This is a genomic window from Peptidiphaga gingivicola, from assembly GCF_001652275.1.
Lineage (GTDB): Bacteria > Actinomycetota > Actinomycetes > Actinomycetales > Actinomycetaceae > Peptidiphaga > Peptidiphaga gingivicola.
This window is the reverse complement of sequence record NZ_LVZK01000001.1, coordinates 474,102-489,793: the sequence shown is the minus strand read 5'-3', so window position 1 is coordinate 489,793 and position 15,692 is coordinate 474,102. Positions and strand designations below refer to the sequence as shown.

Here is a 15,692-nt window from a genome sequence, read left to right as displayed (position 1 = left end):
GCGGTGCTTGCCGAAGAAAGGACGATCCGATGGCTGACAGGGCCGAACTCGTCAAGAAGTTAAACGACGAAGGCGATTTTGGAGCCGATTACATTGAGGAGCTTCTCAACATAGCCGACTTAGACGGAGACATCGAAATTGGCGTCGAAGCCGATCGCGCGTCTGTTGCGGTCGTGACGGAGGGCGTCGCCGACCGCAGGCTCAAACGTCTCATCGGTCAGGGAGGCGAGGTCCTTGATGCCCTCCAGGAGCTTACTCGTCTGGCCGTTCAAGCGAAGACCGGCGAGCGTAGCCGTCTCATGCTTGACATCGCCGATTACAGAGAATCACATCGTCAGGAGGTCGCAGCAATCGCTCGCGAAGCGGTTGCCTCCGTTTTGGCCAACGGGGAGCCTGTCTCCCTGGCGCCGATGAATCCGTTTGAACGAAAGGTCGTTCACGACGTCGCCGCTGCCGCCGGCCTAGCCTCCGACTCCGAGGGACTCGGAAATGCGCGCCATGTGATTGTCAGTGAGGCTGCTGCCGCCGATGAATCCTTGGAAGAAGGCGAATCCCCGGAAGAAGGGGCAGTTTCCGATTCTGCCCCCTCTGGGTCCGATGATGTCGTGTCTGCTGGTGTGGCTGATGATGCTTCCGTTGACGTTGTGCCTGTTGGTGTGGCTGATGATGCTTCCGTTGACGTCGCGGGTGAATCGACAGATCCAATCGACGGCGAGAATGCCGGCAAGAGCTCGGCGTCGTCGGCTACAAAGTGAACTTGAGCGTGGACGACAACGGTGTGCTCGCGGAGGCCCCTCCCTCGGGAGGGGCCTCCCACTTTGGGCAGGATACGTGGCAACAGCTGGTGGACTATGCAGGAATGCTCGAAAGGGAAGGCGAGCTGCGCGGATTGCTTGGGCCTCGTGAACTCAAGCGCCTATGGACTAGGCATCTCCTCAATTCCATGGCAATCCTCGATTTCATCCCGTTTAAAGCGAAGGTCGTCGACGTCGGCTCCGGCGCTGGCTTTCCGGGTGTCGTCGCCGCGATAGTTCGCAAGGATCTTCGCCTTGTCCTTGTCGATTCGATGGAGCGGCGAGCACGCTGGTTGAACGACGTTGTCAAGGATCTCTCTCTGCCGAACGTTGAAGTTGTCCATGCACGATCCGAAGACCTTGTCGGCAAGGTAGACGCGGATACTGTCACGGCGAGGGCGGTGGCGGCGCTGAGAAAGCTGCTCCCATGGACAATGCCGCTACTCAAAGGCGGCGGCTCGTTGTTGGCGCTCAAAGGAGCCCGAGTTGATGAGGAGATTGATGATGCAATTCACCTTCTGCGAAAGTATCGCGCGAAATGGGCCGACGTCCATGTGGTGATTCCGTTTGGAACGACGGAAGAGACTCGCGTACTGGAAGTTAGGAAGAAGCAAACGAATAGACATAGGTGAGTATGTTCTACGTGTCATATACTCTTTCGACGTGTCGCCGCCAAACCTTATGTTTTATACGTTTACGGTCTATGTAAGTTGCTATGACACTATATGGATAGTATATTGTGTTGTCGATGATTGATTATATTATGACGTATATACTCAGATTATAGAACTATTTTTACATAGAAATCTCAACGCAAATACACGTTGACTGCTTATGATCTGCCATTTTGTTTATCCTATGGTTTAGTGATTTAAATGGTGTATGCTCCTACGCTAAAGATTTTCTAGTTATGATTTTGATGCGTTTACTGTTTACGTATTCGGTTCTGATATTTCTATTCACGCTGCTGTAAATTTTTACTTACGTTCTTATCTAGTGGTCCATTCTGCCGATTGGCGAGCTATTTGAGCTACGGATGATTGAAACAGAATGTCAAAGACGAATCGCTGGTCCAACAACGTTCTATGTCTATCGCAATCAGCGCCATCGGCGAGGGGCATCTTTTGCTCGTAGAGCAAATCTATTCGGAGTTAGTGTCGTACCGTTATCGAACCTTTGCCGTTATAACGCTCCTTGAAGGCATTTTATTCAGTTTAACTGATTAATTTTATCAGTTATGGTTTACGAGGTTGATGGGTAAAGTAAGTTTTCAACGATGACCATATCTGAAATTATCTGTCTGTGTCTGTGTCTGTGTCTGTGTCTGTGTCTGTGTCGAAGAGCTATACCATCAAGTTTGCTTCCTAGTTATCCTTGCCTTAAACATAGGTAATGTGCATATTTCTTATTTATGATTCTATATTTTATTTACCCTATTAAAATATCGGTCTATACATTATGAGTTGTTTTGACGCTAGTAAGCGTTAGCAATGCAGCAACCGACTTTAACGTTTCAGCGGTTCAATTGATCGACGATCATCTTGTTTTGAATGCTCCAAAGCTCAGAAACTGCGACGGACTGCGAATCATCTCGTCTGTTACAGCTAGTAATGTGGCTGAAGGCGAGACTCATTTCTATTTTCACATACTTGGCAACGCGTATCTCTATCGGGGCATTTAGCTATTTTACGGCGATGATTGCTCCTGTTTTACACTTCGTGTCGGGAAGTTCGTGGATGCTAGAAGACTAAAGGCCTCGAATTTTGTGCCTGCAGACCGCCAAAAGTCGTTTAAAGTGGGATCATAGGCCATAAGGAAAGTGGCTACTTAGCTCCCATCGCAGTGATCCTGATTGCAATGGTAGATATGGACAGCTGGTGCCGTGGACGGAGAGGCCGATTTGAATGATACTGATAACGGTCACTTCGATGACCTTGCCTGCAGTTGCCATTCTCCACTTCGGTTGTGGTTAGTGTTAAGTTTCAAGCGACTTTGTACTTGTCGGTATTGTGATCGGATTAGTGCGCGGGTTGAGTGATGCTCGACTGATGGGTTTATACGGCGGTGACGCCCCAAGCCAGTTGGATCGATCTGTTTTTGGGGTTCTACTTTATCTGTGAGATAGCAGTTATCTGCAGTTCGTTCAGGCTCAAGCTACCTACATTTTAGAGACAATTTGATGATTCAAATGATGAGCTTCGTGGCCTGGACGCGGAGCATCGTGGTCTTAGGTCCGTTCAGAAGACTTGTCATTTTGCCGTTTTCAAGACCTTGTAGTTGGTCGTAGGACTGAGGTGATTTCTTTGCGTAGGAGCTTCGTTTCAGAGGTTCTCGTTGTATTCCATCTTGATCGAAGAGGATCGATTGAGGCCGATATGTCTCAAGTTCGATACGCAGTCCATTTTCCTCTATCTAAACGCAGCCGACAGAATCGACCAGGTGGACTCTAATTGTCTGGTGCCTGTGTCGGCAAAGGGATTGGATCATTAACGGTCGGTTACATACCACGCCTGAACAAAGTAGACGTTTACCGTGTACGGGATGCCGCTGATTTTGCCGTCCCTAAGTCAGCTCACTCGCCGACTCAGTGTGTTGGTTTGATAGATCGTGGTTCGCCTACCTGTTTACAGGCAGAGAGGCGATGAGACTAACCTTTGATCGATGCTTGACTACGGCGCTCAAGTGAACGGAGTCTTTTGATGAGCCTTCATGCTTTTGACAATTGGACAGAGCGATCGCGGACCAGAGTATCTCGTACCAGAATGATCTCGGACAGCGCTGGCTAGGTCAGTTGGGTTAGTCCAATATTTCAGCTGTTCACTCAGTTTCGACAGTCGCTTGTTGGGTGCCCTACGCCGTGACTCTTCGACTCTTCATACTCGCTTACTTAACTTCGAACTATTCGCAACCATGTCTGCGAGCGGACTAGTACCCGACGATTTGAGCTTCGGTGAGCAAATAGTGCTGTACGAAGAATCACGGTGTATCTTCTATCTTGCCGGTTTCATGTGAAACGATTTAAAGCACTCGCAATATTCTGTCGTTACTCCAAACGTCGGGCGGCGAGTAACGTGACTAAGCGTGCCTGTATGGCTCAAGTTTGCAAAATGATATCTAGGAGCCGATTGAGCGATCGTGTTGCCGCCACGGTGCCGGTCGCCATTAGCCCGTGGTCACAGCCTAAGGCATATGCGTCAAGTAATGTCATTAACGAGTTGACCAGCTTTTCGAATCAGAACAAGTGAACTAATTAGCGCTCGTGCTTTCGAAACGCGTCTACCGAGGGCATCGGCAGGATTAGTACTAGCTAAGCTCAAGTAAGTGCGCTTCCATTTATAGGAACGATATGGATGGAATCTGATGATGATTCCCGCTTTCGTACGGGGTTATGAATGCGGTTGTAGCGATGAACAGATAAACGGTTAATACTGGAAGCTGCTTATGCTTCGCATCCCTGCGGTAAACTGGACAAGCTTGTACTACCGTGGGTGTTGAGTTTTATGCATACAGTCCGTGACGTACCAACACATTTCAGCTGTATGCGGTCACGATCTAGGTACCTTGTAAAATCACCATCCGACGAGAATCTTTGGTTAATCTAACTAGTTGATGACTGCTACTCAGTGCCTGTTGCGGCATTTAACTATGCCGTCGACGTTTCACGTGGAACAGTGTGGCGAAAGTGGTTCGATGTCATTAACGGCGATTGCGTGGTTATCACGAGCAACATAATAGTTATGTGCTATACCCTCCACCTGAGCTAAGTACTCCTATCACAATTAGAGTAACCAGTAATTGTTAACTCAGTTAAAACATGCGTCAGTCGCATGGGTTCAAGATTGCGTTGAGGTTAAGACGCCCGTCGATGAACATGCACCTATGTCTGTTGCACAGAAGTGGACGACGGAATCAGCGACGGTAGTGCCATCGGTCTTAAGCCGGTTCGCCCCTTGAGTTAAATCCAAAAGCGCCTGTTTTCGCGGAGAAGCAGTATGTAGACTGCATAAGAACACATAAGTTGCGTAGCTGATTAGCTGACAAACGGAGCAAGTATGGCTGCCATAATTGAGCTTATCTAGATGCATTGCCGATACGACAGCTTACTTAGACTGTTGAGAGCGCACTACTGGAGATCGAAGGTCTGTGAAGCTCAGACGTTTTGGAGCTTAACGGTTGTTACTGGAACTGACTGGCAACTAGTGGATTGAGTAGCGACGCGATGGTGAGCTGTCGAATCGGCCGGGCTGACTACAGGACACTGCTAGTTTGGGTCGATATCTGAAAAACGGGATCAGAAGATTACTTCGAAGTTCCGTACCTTCAACAAGATCTCTCCGCCTCAAATGGGTAAATGGTCTGCGCTCCGGGCAAGACGAGACGATACAAATCCGTTGCTCGGAAAACGGATTGAGCGTATAGAAGCATTTACTTCTGGTTTCACATGAAACGCGCTGATGCACTATCCAACTGGTCGTGGTAACTGTTCCCAAACTCGCTCTGTGTTGGTTGGGCGCTTTACTTACGGCCATCGGCATGAAGTGGCTGTGTACAAGCTGCTTGGTTACGTACCGCTTACATCGATTGGAGACGCCCAAAAGTTTCCATAAGGATCCGAATCTGCAGTTAATCAAGGCGGAGCTTGAATCTACTTGCGCTGATTCACGTAATGAAGCTGGCTGCAAGTAGCAGTCGGTTATGGCACGCGAAATCGGCTGTGGCGCGCGAACGACGGGCACTGCTCAGCACTGCTCATGCAATACCTTAACGTTCCGCAGAATTGCTACCGTTTCACGTGAAACCGAGCAAGATTGAGGCTCATCTGGCTTGCTTGAGACGGGATGGGATCTTTACACCGACATGTCGACCGCGCGGGCTCCGCTGGCACGGCTACGCGCGTGCTCGTGCGGTATCGAGGAAATGAGAGCCGCGGTTGAGCCCTATTGGATTCTTGAGCCTGTAAGGCCGTAAAGCTTTAGTGGCGGTGGCTTCTAGAAGTAGCTGGCAACGCGCATAGTAGCTGTCAGTGTGCATAACTGAGGTAACAACTACTCCATTGGTTTCGTAGCTTCGAACCAGGCCGCATAGCTGCGTCCATTTGCCATTTGGTACGAACGCTCGGAACTCGTTAGGACTTTCGTAATCACGGCGACACGTCCCCAGACGTCTTCGAATAGCCGCATTCCATTAGCCCGACCTCCCGTCATGTTGCGAAGCTTTGAAGGCGTAAGAGGCAAGAGGGTACTAGCCCACTAAACCCACGAGCCGATACTTATGTCCAACGTCAGCGAAGCTGGCAAGAGGCGTCGTCGGCCATCGGGTTTGACGTGCCGGCGACCCGCGGAGTTTGTAAGCAGGGTGCTCATAGCCCATGGCGCAGCGTGTTTGGCAGGTATCTGATTATCTCGGATACCGTTCAAAATAATGGCTACGCTAGATCCCGACTGAGTTACGAAGTTCGAAAGCGGAAGTATCGTGTCGAATCGTAAAGGCGCGCATCTGACGTTTCACGTGAAACGACCACCGGTCTGGGACAGCCGCTAAGTAGCCGAATGATTTCGTGGCTATTGCATCGTTACACGTAATAGGAGGTACTGACTGTCTATGTTTCACAGATGGCGGAAGGAGGTAGCAGTTAAGCTTCTCAACTTCGCTGAAGGAACCAGTTCACGATGGCGGCATTGATTGTCATCCGGCTATGCGGCCCAATTCTGGGTGACTTGACTACGGAAAGGAGAATTCCGTGGCAACGCGCCATGGTTATGTTTTACATTGTTACGAGTTCGGCGGGTAGGACTGCAGCTACGAAGTCTAAGGGCGCAACCCAGTTCCCTAGTAGTGGCCGACTTTTAGTTACTGGGTGGGGTACGCTTTATAGTCATGATCCACTAGCGAGACTGTTAACTCCCCGGTTCTGCAAGGAAGCATGTTGATCCTCGGTGTAAGTTTCGAAGTGGTGATGGAATCGTCGACGCAGCAAGTCCTCCTAGTGAATATCCTGGTTGTTACGCTCGGTGGGTATCTAGATCAGGTTCTAGGGCTGGCGCAAAATAGTCATTAGACCCCGCATTGACTGCGACTAACGGTTGGTGGCTCGTTGCTCAGAAGCAGAAGTAGTTGTCGTTCTCAAGGAAGGTGCCAAATGATACGGCACTTGCATAAGTCAACGATTCGACGTTTCACGTGAAACGGCAAGCTGGCAAGTTTGCCAGTCTTAGAAGGGATACAAATGCTTCTGTTGGATATCGAATAGACCGTCAAATGTAAATCTGGCTGGAGCTAGTCACCTCAGCCTTCCCGATAGCGACCGCCGGCTTGCTTTCCGAGGTCACGACCTGACACGCAGTAAGCGAACCAGTTGGTCGTCGCGGAACAGGTCGATGCTCTAAGTAGAAGTTCAAAGAGCGCCTATCGCTACAGGTAAGTGGACGGCTGAAGCCCTCGTGTTGTGTAAATGCTGGTTGAGCATTCGGAGTAGGGCGTTGGTCTTGTTGATCTGTTCACCAAAGTTCGAAGGATCTAGAGTCTGATTGCGTTTCACGTGAAACATTGTCTACGGGCGGCGTTCGTTGGCGACTACCGAAAATGAAAATGTCATATCTAGCGTTTCCGAAGGGTGTGTGGATGTTGCTAGGTGCGTCAACTACGAAAAATAGTACGCTGCCAAATGACTTGATTAACTGAAACCAATAGATCGCTCGCCGAGTGGGAACGTTGCTGAAGGCCGGTGTCGCTAAACATAACTGGTGTCGATAAACGAGGCTGGTGCCGCTAAGTAAGGCTGGTGCTGATAAACGCAGGTTGTCTTCGCTGAATCGAGGCCTTACAAGCTATGCCAAATCCGGAACCTGAACTCTGGCGTTACGTGGTGTAGACAAAACGCACTTAGGCTTGGTTTACGGTGCGGCTCCAACTGAACGGCAATTCCGCTTAACGCATCGAAGTGAAGTATCGTGCTGCAAAAACAATTTTCTACCAGCTACAAGTCGGCGAGTTCCTATCGGGATGAAGCTACTGTTTCTGGTATGTAAAAGCATCCCGAGTCAAGATTGCACGCTCAACACTGAAGTAAGTATATGAAGGTGGCTAGTGAGCTCAACGCGACGTCGGCTCAAAACGCTGAACTAATCAAAATTTGATTTTGTTACGCGATATCGGTTTGTGTCTATTCGATGTCAGCCAGATCGGAGGCGTCAATACAGACACTTGTGACCCATAGATTTCTCCGGAGACGCCGCCATAGAACTGCTTGTGAGTATCTGACGACTTGAGACTTAAAGCTGTTCTGTACCTAAGGTAATGCGAAGCTGTAAGCAACTGCATTGCGACCGACGTCGTGGACATGCGACTGGAAACGTGGCGCTCCAGCGGAATGAAGATGGTCACGGAATAGATGCCGAAATTTCCGACCCTGTATCCGTGTTTGTGGTTGAAGCCCCTTCCTTTCCCATGTAGGTAGGTGTCTTGGGTCAAACTCTGATGGTTGAAGCAATAGCTCATTCGTTAGATCTATACCCCTATATCCGCCTGCCCTGTATGATCATTCAAACCCTGAACGTCTATCTCATTTGCCGATCGGCGCTACTTGGCGTTTCACGTGAAACGTCACTGCTTTGAAATGAGAACTGCTTTGTAACGAGAGGGCCGACAGTCTAGTCTCGTTGATGCATAGCAAAAACTATGTTGCTTCAAAGCCAATGACATAAGAGCGGTCAATTGTCTCCAGTTCGTCTTAGTACACTGCCTCGACACGATTCCTCTTTGGTGGCGGGTGGTAAGGCGCACTTCGATGACTCTGCGAGTTCAAAGCGTCTTCTGGTGCTGCTCAAATAATGGCACGTTTGAAAATAGAGCAGCATCCGCATATCTGATTAGTCGCGTCTGCTTCATGTGCGTAGTTTGTATCTCTGACTCTAATGCTCTGCTTGCTGAGAAGCCGAACTGGGACTGGAGTGACTCCTAAACAGTTCAAGTGTCTGCGTGGACGGCATAAGTGTATTCTGCTATCCGGTTTCCATGAGTGCTCGTGTCCCTATTAAATTAGGACCTCGTGCTGCTATTTAGTATTAGGACTCTTCACGCCGTGATCATGTGACGTCGTCGCCTGACACGGTCGCTCCAGTCCGTTGGAGAGGTCAAGCAGAATAGTCACTTGTCTTTTGTTTAGAAAGACATGAAGACCTGATGGCACTGGGAAAGAACGCAACGCAATCCCTGGGGAGTGAAAAGAAAACGAGAGATTTGGTTCAATATAATAGCGAAGTATGTCTCGGTGTTTGAATTTAGAGGAAAAATAGGAGACAACGATCCTCTCGGTAGCTAGACTGCGAACGACCAGGTTTTAGTTTAGACAGATCTTAGACCGTGAAAGGTGGGATCTTAGACTGCGCACAAAGATGCCGACCGTTGCCTAGCGTGACGCACGTAAAAATACTGTGAATGAAGTAAAAACGATAATGACGCTAGGTCCCGTTCACGCACTCCTCGAGTGCAAAATACAATCCAATATATAGAAGCGCGGACTGAGAACGCCAGGCAAATGTGAGGTTGCTTTGCAATGAACGTTTGGGAGATGCCGTAGTCAACCTGTGGAAAAGTCGGACGCGAAATGCGGTGTGGATAGGACGTCTTCAATCTCCGTTTTGCGTAGAATGTGATGAGACGAGAGGAGCGGATACGTGAGTGATCCCATAAGGAAGGCACGAAGGGCGGCCGCGCGGGTTACCGAGGAGGAAAGCCCGTGGGATCGTCTGCGAGGTGAAGGCTCTCCTCTTGCCAATAGCCTCGCTGAGGACATGAAGAGACTTGATGCGATCGGAGGGTCGAAGTTCAGAGTTCCGGCGTCGACGAGGATCATCGCAATTGCCAATCAAAAAGGTGGCGTCGGGAAGACCACCACGGCTGTCAACATTGCGGCTGCCCTGGCACAGGGCGGTCTTAACGTTCTTGTGGTCGATGACGATCCTCAAGGCAATGCGTCCACAGCCTTGGGTGCAAGGAGAGACGAAAACGTTGCGACTCTGTATGACGTGCTGGTTGGAAACGTGACTATGCGCGACGCTATGCAGCCGACGGAGAAACTGGAAAATCTCTTTGTGGTTCCTTCATCGATCAATCTATCGCTGGTCGACGTTGAACTTGCCGACCAAGACGACCGTATGACCAGACTTCGAGACACTCTGCGTGAAGGGCTTGCAGCAACCGCTGCCGAGGGAGCGCCATTTGACTATGTATTCATCGACTGCCCGCCGAGTATGTCTCTTTTGCCTATCAATGCGTTGATCGCCGCCAAAGAGGTGCTCATTCCCGTTCAGACGGAATACTACGCTCTGGAGGGTCTTACACAGCTTCTACATACAATTGAAGGTGCAAGTGCTTCTCATAATCCTGAGCTTCGAGTCAGCACTATTCTTCTGACCATGTCGTCAAAGAACACCAATCTTTCCGCAGAAGTCGCGGAGAATGTGAGGGACTACTTTCCCGAACAGACGCTTGAAACAGAGATTCCGCGGTCAGTTCGCATTGCTGAATCTCCTTCGTACGGCGAGACCGTCATCACATTTGCACCCCGCTCCAGTGGCGCTATCGCATATCTGGCCGCGGCGCACGAATTAGCTAATCGAGCCGAGTAAGGAGCAGGAATGGCCGAACGCAGACGCGGTCTCGGAAGAGGAATTGGTGCCCTCATTCCTTCCGCGCAAAGGGAGTCTAAAGACCGTCCCATTGACGTGTTCTTTGGCAGCGGTGTGACATCGACGGGTCGCGAGAGCGGCAAAAGTCCATCGTCGACGAAGCAGGAAAAAGCGAAGAAATCTGCTGCCCCTAAGACCGTTGATGATTCTAATGTCGAGACAGCTGTCGAGGCTCCCGTCAAAGTAGAGGGAGCCGCGAAGAAGTCGTCTGGTAAAAGGCGCCGTCCTTCTAGCGGCGATGATTCGTCGAAGACAAGCAGCTCGTCTCCCCTGAGGGAAGGGAGCGAAGAAACCGGCAAGGGGAAGGACGCCGGGAAAGACACCGGCAGGAAGGAAGAAGGCACCGGCAGGAAGGAAGAAGGCACCGGCGGAAAGGGAGACACCGGCAGGAAGGAAGTCACCGCTGGGAAGAAAGACACCGGCAGGAAGAGAGACATCGGCAGGAAGGGAGATGCCGGTGGGAAGGAAAACCCCGCTGGGAAGAAAGACACCGACAAGGGCCGATCACCCAGTCGGGAAACAGTTGTCGTTGGCACGGCAGCCATCGAAGACCCCGCCGGCGACAATCGTGCAGACGCCGGTGAAAAAGCTGTGAACGTCGGCGCGAAAGTCTCCGGTGATTTCGAAGAGGCCTCTGAAAATAAAGTGGTCGGGAAGGCAGCGTCGCAGGACGTCGATCATCCTGTAACACAGAGAACAAAACGGATGAGCGCAACCACAAACGTTGCGTCCGGGGCGACTGACGAGTTCGCGGAAGCGACTGCAACGCCGGAAACCGTCGTAAAGCGCGCAGAGGCGAAACCCGCGGAATCTGAGCCTGTGGGGACTGTCGTAGAGCGCGCAGGGGCAAAACCCGCAGAATCTGAGCCTATGGGGGCTGTCGTCGTAGAGCCCGTGGAGTCCGAGCCCATAGAGCCCAAAAGCAAGGGTTTGGCAGGAAGCGGAGAGGATTCAACGGGAGACGGAACGCGAGAAGGGCTGAATCAAAGTCCGGTTGCGTCATTCGATGGCGAAGTACAGACATCCCCTGCCGATTCGAGAGGGAGCGAAGGAATGCATTCGACCTCTGCTGTTGAGCATAAGACGAGCGTTCGAGCCTTCGACCAAGCGGGCGCCGTCGAGTTTTCCGAAGAAGTCCCGTCCGTGGACGTGAGGCAAAACAGGACAAAAGATTCGAAGAGCTCCGCGTCTCGCGACAGTTCGACGTCCGGAACCACTCAAGGCGAGCAAGAGACAGCTGATTCTGCAACTCGACCCGTTGCTGCGAGCGCAGATGCTTCGAGCCGGGTTGATTCCTCCGGTGAAGACGGACATTCAAGTCGAGCTGAGGTCTCGGAGGCCCGCGATGACGTCGACGGTGCGGTTGACGTTGAAAACCGTGCGGTCGATGAGGATGGGAACGACAAGTCCGAGCTTGGCGGAGGCAACGAGCCTGTTGAGAGCGACGCGGGTAAAACGGGAGGTGCCGGCCACGCACAAAATGAGCAGGGTGAGGCAGACGAAGGGCTCGTTGAGGTTCCCGGCGCCACTTACGCGGAGCTCCCCCTCGACCAGATAATCCCGAATACGAGACAGCCGCGAAACGTATTCGACGAGGAAGAGCTTGAGGAACTGGCAGCTTCGATTCGCGAAGTCGGAGTTCTTCAGCCCGTTATTGTTCGGCCGTTGGCGGCGCCGATTCCCGGGCAATCAAAAGCTCGCTACGAACTCATCATGGGCGAGCGCCGTTGGCGTGCCTCGGAGCTGGCAGGCATTGAGACCGTTCCCGCCATTATTCGGCATACGCAAGATGAGGATCTGCTTCGAGACGCTCTCCTTGAGAACTTGCATCGAGCGGAACTCAATCCGTTGGAAGAAGCGGCTGCCTACCAACAGCTGCTAGAAGACTTTCAGTGCACCCAAGAGGAATTGTCACGTCGGATCGTGAGGTCTCGTCCGCAGATCTCCAACACGCTACGATTGCTCAAATTACCTCCTTTGGTCCAGCGGCGAGTGGCTGCCGGGGTTTTGTCTTCCGGTCATGCGCGTGCACTGCTCGGTTTGTCTGACCCTGGCGCAATGGAGAGGCTTGCTCAGAAGATCGTCTCCGAGGGTCTTTCTGTACGACAAGTTGAAGAGATCGTGGCCCTTGGCGACGAACCGACTGCCTCGCCCGCTAGCGGACGTAGACGAGCCAGAAGATATGGCCCCGAGCTCGGTGAATTGTCGAGCCGGCTGGCCGATCGGTTCGACACCCGCGTCAAAGTCGAAATGGGAGCAAAGAAAGGGTCTATTAAGATCGACTTCGCGTCAATCGACGACCTCAATCGCATCCTGGGCGTGCTCAGCCCCGGCGAGACAGGCGTTGATATCACGGAGCAGAAACGCTAAGCAAACGCCGACGGAGAAGCTGAGTCAACGTCCGATACTGTATCACGGTTCATGACGATTAAGGTCGTTTGCCAGTTTGCATCTCACCTGGTGGAGCGGGAAGACCGTGCGCAAGACGCTTGAGAACTCCGTGCGTATGTTTCTCACCTGGGTGGGGTGGGAACACATATGACGGCGAGGACTAGGCGCGGCGGGAACGCGCGTGCAGTGGTGACGAAGACTTGCACGCGCGTGTGGCGCAGGACACGGTCTTAACTCACTGTCGGTCGGTTAGAGCCGCGTTTAGGATCTCCACGTAGAGATCGTCGACGGTTGTATCGCTTTCTAAAGCATCTGCTGTTGCAGCTTGAGGGAACAGCGAAGTCTCCGTCATGCCGGGGGCGACGTTGACGTCAAGGATCCACGCGCGACCGGCGTCGTCGAGAATGATGTCCGTGCGCGAAAGATATCTGAGCCCAAGAACCAAATGGGCGCGCTCCGCGGCCTCTTTGACGGCGGCGGTGTCCTCCTCGGAAAGGCGAGCGGGAACGAAGTATTCGGCGCGGCCGGCGAAGTAGCGCGCATCGTAATCGTAGGGTCCGTCAGCCGCGATCTCGACCGGAGGAAGAGCGCGGGGTTCGCTTCCCGTTTGGACGACGGACACCGCCACCTCGGCGCCTTCGATATACTGCTCGACGCGGGCGCGCTCGTCGTAGGCAAAACAATCCACCATGGCGCGAGGCAAACCGGCCGCCGAGGCCACGATGGTCACGCCGAGCGCCGAGCCACCCTGGGCTGGTTTGACAACCAGAGGAAAATCGAAGCGTGCCTTGATGAGGTCAAGGACTTGGCCCACCCCGACCTCGCGGAACAGCTTCTGCGGAATCGTCACCGAATCGGGAACGTTCAGGCCGGCGGTTGAGAGAACCGCGCCTGCCACCGCCTTGTCCGAGGCGATCCTGCATGCGGCAGGGGGCGTGCCGACGTAAGGCACACCGACGAGTTCCAACAGGCTCTGAAGCGACCCGTCTTCCCCGGTGCTTCCGTGAATGAGCGGCCAAACGACGTCGGGCTGCATAGATTTGAGGGATTGCAGAAGATTGGCGTCGACGTCAAGCACTTTGACGTGCATGCCCGCCTCGGAAAGGACCGCTGCGAGGCGTCGTCCCGAGTGAAGGGACACTTCGCGCTCATGCGTGAGTCCTCCTGCAAGAATCGCCACCGTGAGAGGTCCGGACATTATTTCTCCTTTGGTCGGGGTGACCTGTTTGTTGTTTGACCCGTTTGTTGTCTGGATCGGGATTGCCGGTTGTGCTGTGGGTGATCGGATTGGATTGAAATTGATCGGACTGAAGTCGGTCGGATTGGGCTGAGATCGATTGAACTGAGGTCGGTCGGGCGGGATTGGGGTCGGTCGGATTGGGCTGAAGATTGGCCTGGTTCGATCGTCTGCGACGCGCGGCCGCTGTGCGGCGTTCAGAGTCTTTGCGCCCGCCTTACACTCGCGGCCATGCGAACTCCCCAGGCGAAGGTTTGGCGCCGTCGCCGCCGCGCAGGCCGAACATGTCGACGAGCTCGGCCTCGGCGCGAACCACCGCGGCCAGGCGCTGTACGCCCTCGCGAATTCGCTCCGGCGTCGGGTAACAGAAGGACAAGCGCATATGATCTCGCCCCTGGCCGTCGGCATAAAAGGCCGTTCCCGAAACATAAGCCACCAGGTTGGTGACGGCGCGCGGCAACATGGCCTGTGCGTCGAGGCCCTCCGGCAGCTTGACCCAGGTGTAAAAGCCGCCCTCAGGGCTGTTCCAGGAACACATGGGCATGTACTCTTCGAGCGCCTCCTGCATGGCGCGCCCGCGTTCGTGGTACATCTCGCGATATTCCTTGACCTGTTGATACCAGTCGTAGGTGCGCAGGTATTCGTTGATCGAAAGCTGCGCGAAGGTAGATGGGCACAGAAGCGCGTTCTCGTTGGCGAGGGTGAGCCGTGCGGCGACGGCCGTGGGCGCCAGCGCCCAACCAACGCGGTAGCCGGGCGCGAACGTCTTCGAAAAGGAGCCAAGATAGACGACGCCGTCAGGGTTGATCGACTGAATGGCCGGGATCGGGTCTCCGTCAAAACCCAGCAAGCCGTAGGGATTGTCTTCGACCACGAGAATGTGGCGGCGTTGACAGATTTCGGCGATGCGCGGGCGGCGCTCGGCCGAAAGGCACACCCCGCCCGGGTTGTGGAAATTGGGAATCGTGTAGAGAAACTTAATCGGTTTGCCCTCGGCCTCAAGCTCGTCAATGACGCGTACGAGCTCTTCGGGAACGAGGCCCTCGGCGTCCATAGGAACGTGCACGACGTTCGCCTGATAGGCCCGAAAAGTTCCGAGGGCCCCGACATACGAGGGGGCTTCCGCAAGGACGACGTCGCCCGGGTTGATGAAGATTTGGGAGATGAGGTCAAGAGCCTGCTGGGAGCCGGTGGTGACGACGACGTCGTCCGCATGGCCGCGAATGCCGTCGGGGCGCATGACCTCGACGATCATCTCGCGCAGTTCATCGGATCCTTGGCCTGAACCGTATTGGAGGATCGACGCGCCGCGATCGCGCAGAAGGCGGCTGCTCATCTCCGCGAGAAACTCGAGGGGCAGGCCTTCGATGTTGGGCATGCCCCCGGCGAGCGAGACGACTTCGGGGCGGTTTGCCACCGCGAAGAGCGAACGAACCTCGGACTGCCTCATTCCGAGCGCGCGATCGGCGTAGGTGTTGTACCAGGGGTCCAGGCGTGTGCCGGTGGCAACGGCCGCGCGATTGGCGCTCGCCCGGTCGGCGTTCCTCTGCTTGTCGCTCATGGCGTCTCCTCGGTCGACTA

General features: G+C 53.4%; 6 protein-coding genes. 4 read left to right on the top strand and 2 right to left on the bottom strand.

Annotation, left to right across the window (positions count from 1 at the left end; translation table 11 throughout):
• The first annotated feature begins 29 nt into the window (after positions 1-29).
• The 4 genes from A4H34_RS01980 to A4H34_RS11480 all read left to right on the top strand — a co-directional run bounded on the left by A4H34_RS01980 (position 30) and on the right by A4H34_RS11480 (position 12,853).
• A complete protein-coding gene (locus A4H34_RS01980; protein ID WP_064230894.1) occupies positions 30-755 on the top strand; it encodes a Jag family protein in 726 nt (241 codons plus the stop codon).
• The gene (rsmG, locus tag A4H34_RS01975) at positions 752-1,426 is read left to right on the top strand and encodes a 16S rRNA (guanine(527)-N(7))-methyltransferase RsmG (protein ID WP_064230893.1); all 675 of its coding nucleotides are present in this window, start codon (positions 752-754) and stop codon (positions 1,424-1,426) included. The genes A4H34_RS01980 and rsmG overlap by 4 nt, the downstream gene beginning before the upstream one ends.
• A gap of 8,160 nt (positions 1,427-9,586) precedes the next feature.
• Positions 9,587-10,423 carry a ParA family protein gene (locus A4H34_RS01970; RefSeq protein WP_009198104.1) on the top strand — a complete coding sequence of 279 codons (837 nt, stop codon included), beginning with the start codon at positions 9,587-9,589 and terminating at the stop codon, positions 10,421-10,423.
• Positions 10,424-10,432: 9 nt separating this feature from the next.
• Positions 10,433-12,853, top strand: coding sequence for a ParB/RepB/Spo0J family partition protein (locus A4H34_RS11480; RefSeq protein WP_331711607.1), 2,421 nt, complete (start codon positions 10,433-10,435; stop codon positions 12,851-12,853).
• A gap of 256 nt (positions 12,854-13,109) precedes the next feature.
• Here A4H34_RS11480 and A4H34_RS01960 read toward each other — a convergent pair whose 3' ends face one another.
• On the bottom strand, positions 13,110-14,072 hold the full coding sequence (locus A4H34_RS01960; protein ID WP_064230892.1) for a D-alanine--D-alanine ligase family protein: 963 nt from the start codon (positions 14,070-14,072) through the stop codon (positions 13,110-13,112).
• 256 nt (positions 14,073-14,328) lie between these two features.
• Positions 14,329-15,672 (bottom strand): aminotransferase-like domain-containing protein, encoded by a 1,344-nt coding sequence (locus tag A4H34_RS01955; protein ID WP_064230891.1) that lies wholly within the window; start codon positions 15,670-15,672, stop codon positions 14,329-14,331.
• Positions 15,673-15,692: the final 20 nt, after the last annotated feature.